Annotated in this window: 6 protein-coding genes; 2 read left to right on the top strand and 4 right to left on the bottom strand. The window is 39.0% G+C overall.

What is annotated here, in order from left to right; genetic code table 11:
* Positions 1-280, bottom strand: a 280-nt coding sequence (locus BLR43_RS13220) for a transposase (protein WP_208855957.1), incomplete at its 3' end; no start/stop codon positions are given.
* Between the two features lie 3 nt (positions 281-283).
* Entirely contained in the window at positions 284-640 is a 357-nt protein-coding gene (locus tag BLR43_RS13215) for a hypothetical protein (protein ID WP_143007461.1), read from the bottom strand.
* A gap of 376 nt (positions 641-1,016) precedes the next feature.
* Between BLR43_RS13215 and BLR43_RS13210 the strand changes: the two genes are divergently transcribed.
* Both BLR43_RS13210 and BLR43_RS13205 read left to right on the top strand, forming a co-directional pair.
* On the top strand, positions 1,017-1,649 hold the full coding sequence (locus BLR43_RS13210) for a DNA-3-methyladenine glycosylase (protein ID WP_093071449.1): 633 nt from the start codon (positions 1,017-1,019) through the stop codon (positions 1,647-1,649).
* Positions 1,650-1,686: 37 nt separating this feature from the next.
* Positions 1,687-1,998 carry a YqfO family protein gene (locus BLR43_RS13205; RefSeq protein WP_071002521.1) on the top strand — a complete coding sequence of 104 codons (312 nt, stop codon included), beginning with the start codon at positions 1,687-1,689 and terminating at the stop codon, positions 1,996-1,998.
* Positions 1,999-2,120: 122 nt separating this feature from the next.
* Here BLR43_RS13205 and BLR43_RS13200 read toward each other — a convergent pair whose 3' ends face one another.
* Together BLR43_RS13200 and BLR43_RS13195 are read right to left on the bottom strand one after the other, a co-directional pair.
* Entirely contained in the window at positions 2,121-2,465 is a 345-nt protein-coding gene (locus BLR43_RS13200) for a hypothetical protein (RefSeq protein WP_227674191.1), read from the bottom strand.
* 138 nt (positions 2,466-2,603) lie between these two features.
* Positions 2,604-3,272: a hypothetical protein gene (locus BLR43_RS13195; protein WP_093071447.1), complete on the bottom strand. Its 669-nt coding sequence runs from the start codon at positions 3,270-3,272 to the stop codon at positions 2,604-2,606.
* Positions 3,273-4,270 lie beyond the last annotated feature (998 nt).

Raw genomic sequence — 4,270 nt, 5'->3', positions numbered from 1 at the left:
CGAGTACAGGATCAAAGCTGCTATCACGGTCTCTTGGGGTAGAGATTTCAAGATCGCCTGTGTCGCTACGGACGGTTTTTTTAGTGTGTCCATTGCGCTTATTAGGCTTGTCTGCTTTCTCATGCTTGGGGTAGCCGAGATGGTCTTCCATCTCAGCTTCAAGGGCAGTATCGATAAACGACTGCATGAGCTGCTTTTGAAAGTCTTTGATGTCATCGAAGCTGTTCATGCTACCAGCCATTTGCTCGGCCAGTTTTTTAATGTCAGATTGAGTAGTCATTGCTTATTCTCCGGTTAATGGATTATAAGCAGTTACACAGAGTTTGGGAAAGGCTCGATTAAAACGGTCACGACATTCGCATGCCTCGTCTTCATTAAATTTCTCTAATATGTGACATTCTGAAGGATGCATTTGGTTTGTTATCAAGTTATTTATACTATGACCAAGATAGTATAAATCTGCCGCAAACTTTCTGTACAATACCTCGTTACCCTGTAAGCTTGCACACAATTTAATTAAAAAATATTCTAGACTCCAATATTTTTCAATATCCCAAATACACAGTTCTTCTAAAGAGTAGTTAAAAGACATCTCATCCCAAAAAATATCTTTGCATTCACCATACTTTCTAACAGTCATTATTAGTCCCCTGTTTTTCATATTTTCATCGTATGCATTCGTTTCTAGTTATATTATAAATACACTTGGATGTTGATGACTTCATTTTAAGAAACTTAATTAGGGTATACTCCAAGGGAACCAGCTATTTAACCCTTTGAACCTATTAACAGACCACTTAAAACAGACTGGTATAATGGAACCACTTATAACAGACTATAATTCCTATCCATTTATCAAAAGTATCACCCTTTCAGCCATAGGCTTATCACTTAACTCGTATAAAAAATCAAACATAGCGCCAACACTGTACTCCATACCTTATCTTACTTTTATGCTAATTTGTTGGTACTTACTCATATCAATTAGACCATAAAAATAAGAAAAGGTTTCGCTAATGTCTACTGCTTTATCAACTGTTTTAGAGCTAGCTTGGTTTACGCGTCCAACCTGTGTGGTTGCTGCTGATCTGATTGGTAAGGTTTTATGTCGAGAGCTAACCGATAGTGATGGACAGCAAAAAACGCTGCGAATGCGTATTTCTGAGACCGAAGCCTACATTGGTCAAGATGATCCCGCCTGCCATTCACATGCAGGCACTCGAACGGCGCGCACAGAGATTATGTATGAGCAAGGTGGTGTGTTCTATGTCTATCTGACTTACGGTGTGCATCATATGCTAAATTTGATTAGCGGCTCTATAGAGTCGCCTGAATCGGTGCTGATTCGAGCAGGATTTTTGACAGAAGATAGCGATCGTCTGCTTGCTGAACAACATCTCAGTCCAGACAAACAACTGACTCATCCCAAACAATTTGCAGGCCCTGGCAAACTGACCAAGCGCTTGCAGATAACTCGCGATTTATATGGCAAGCCTATCACGCCAGACTCAGGCGTTTGGGTCGAAGATGATGGCTGCCAGCCACCTGTATCAGTGCGTCCGCGTATCGGTATTGATTATGCCGGTGATGCTAAAGACTGGCTGTTACGTTATATATGGACTGATCATCCTTCCTTATCTAAGAACTAATAGATTGAGATTTAAACCTATTTTGTGAGGTAAGTTCATGTATAAGTTAACGGTTTTTATTCCTGATGAGGCATTAGAGCAAGTAAAGTCCGCTTTATTTGCCGCTGGTGCCGGGAGTATTGGCGATTATGAACAGTGCTGTTGGCAAGTGCAAGGAACAGGGCAGTTTATGCCGTTAGCAGGTAGCGCGCCGCATATCGGTAAGCAAGATAGTTTAGAAACGGTCGATGAATGGCGAGTAGAGATGGTCGTCGATGACGCATTTATTACTGCTGCTGTCATCGCGTTAAAAGAGGCGCACCCGTATGAAACGCCAGCGTATGATGTGATAAAAGTCTTGGATTTTTAAATATACAATCAGAGATAAAAGTCTGGGACAAAAAAAGCCAAGCAAATCGGTTATTGATCTACTTGACTATCAAATCATAAGTTGATGAGTATATAAGACTGGCAAATATACCCAAAACCTAATTAATGCTTTTTAATTTTGGTCACTTGATAGCTCGGATAATTGAGATCAATTTTATACTTATCACGGCCCCGCTTAGCCTTCACCATAATTTTACGCTTGCCCTTCACGTATTTGACATCCTCGACACGGTATCCCATGCTGCTAACTTTATTGGCAGCTCGACGCTCGATAGCAGCTGAGTAGACGTTTTTATCCGCTTTTTTATGCTTGTCTTTGTGCTTTTTATGATCTTTGTTATCTTTGTAGACGTCTCCATAGATATCGTCATATACACTATAGCCGCCAGGTGTGGTGACACAGCCAGTAGTTACCGCTAATAAAGTGGCGACAATACTGCCAGACACTACATTCTTTAGTGTTGAAGATGATAAAGCTTTCCTAAAAATGTCCTCATAATCTACTATCGTTGGATAAAGATAGTTTTCTAATATTTCAGTAAAGGGACATGTAGAGCTGCTCTACTGACAGTAGTGTCAGCGTCATCAGTCTTTTTTAACGTTAATAACGTCTAAATTTGGATAGCTAAGCAATATCTCATACTCCTGCGAGCCGCGTCTGGCCTCAATGTCAAAGACACCACGCTTGTTTTTTTCTTCAAGATCGATATCTTCGACACGGTAACCCATAGATCTTACTTTATTGATGGCACGGCGCTTGATCGCTGGGTAACGTGACTCTCTTTTAATGCTGTCCTCTATATCACCTTTTTTATAGCGCTTGTCGTTCTTATATTTACCATTATCTTTATGCTTATCTTTTTTATAGCGGTCATTGTCTTTTTGATACTTGTTATCTCCCCAATTGTTCGACCATGATCTTTTATTTGAGCTGATGAGTCTTAGAGAAGGATAAGTATATATTAGCTCATAGAGCTGATTATTCTTTTTGGCAAAAGCTATCATTGCGCGATCGCCACGATAGCTATCAGAGCTAATGTCTATGACTTGATAGCCTTTGCGGCGTAAGTCTTGACGTAGCTGCTGGCTGACACGGTTGAAGCTATCGTTCTGCCGATTATTATCGCCACGATATATGGGCTGGTTATCATAGCCAGGACCAACGACAGCACAACCGACAGTGGTACCCAATAGAGCAACGATAAGAACAGTAGATATGGTTGTCTTAAAGGAGAACGGCTTTAGAGTTTTCATGAGGCAATATCCTATAAGGTTTCAGAGAGCTTGCGATAAGAATGCTTATATAAGTTAAAGGTAGAAGGTTCTAAAATATGTTGATACAGCCATGCTCAGATAGGTATTAAGAGCTACTATCACTAAAAAAACTATTTTTAGAAATGTTTTCTTACATTATCTATCATAGGATACAAAGCTTTATATTAAGTGTCATTTGCGTTAATAAGTTGTAATTATTGAGAATAATTAAATCGTTGTAAGCATATGCTTACATGCAATGACGTTTACGCGACTTAACATGAGAGTGAGAGTTAGGCATTATAGTTACACGGCATTAGGGAGTGTGACTCAAGGATTGAGTTGGCCGCATTAAGGATAATGATTCAATTATTAGCATCAGGATGATAATAATAGTTGAAGTAAGGACACATACCCATTGCTGATAGCAGCAGTTAAGATTAGATGCTGTATGCAGTAACAAGGGTAGGATGCCCAGTATCACAGTCACTGAATATTTGTGCAAGGATGCATAGAAAGCAGTCGTGATAGGTAACATGGACAGTTAACGATAAAACCGCATAACAATTTATTGCTATGCGGTCTTATCGTGTCTGGACGATACTAATTATTCTTGTCAGTTGATATTCGCTTTTAGCTGATACAAAATATGAAATAAGAATTATAAAATACTGCGTCTTTAATTTATGATTTGTCTAATACAAAAAAACCGCATAAACTTCTATGCGGTTTTTATTTTATTTATAGTCAAGTCTAAATAAAAACAATACAAGACAATAAATTCATTTGATTTAACGCTATTTTTGTTGCTTGCTGTGACTGCGCCTCCAGAGGCTGCGAAAAATAACGTTGAATCTTATTGTATCGATTTTATAGTAATCTAACTATACTTTGAAAAAGACACTACGAGCCTTTCCCAAACTCTGTGTAACTGCTTATAATCCATTAACCGGAGAATAAGCAATGACTACTCAATCTGACATTAAAAAACTGGCCGA

Origin of the sequence: Psychrobacter pacificensis, assembly GCF_900101915.1 — a bacterium.
GTDB lineage: Bacteria > Pseudomonadota > Gammaproteobacteria > Pseudomonadales > Moraxellaceae > Psychrobacter > Psychrobacter pacificensis.
This window is presented reverse-complemented; position numbering and strand designations above follow the sequence as displayed.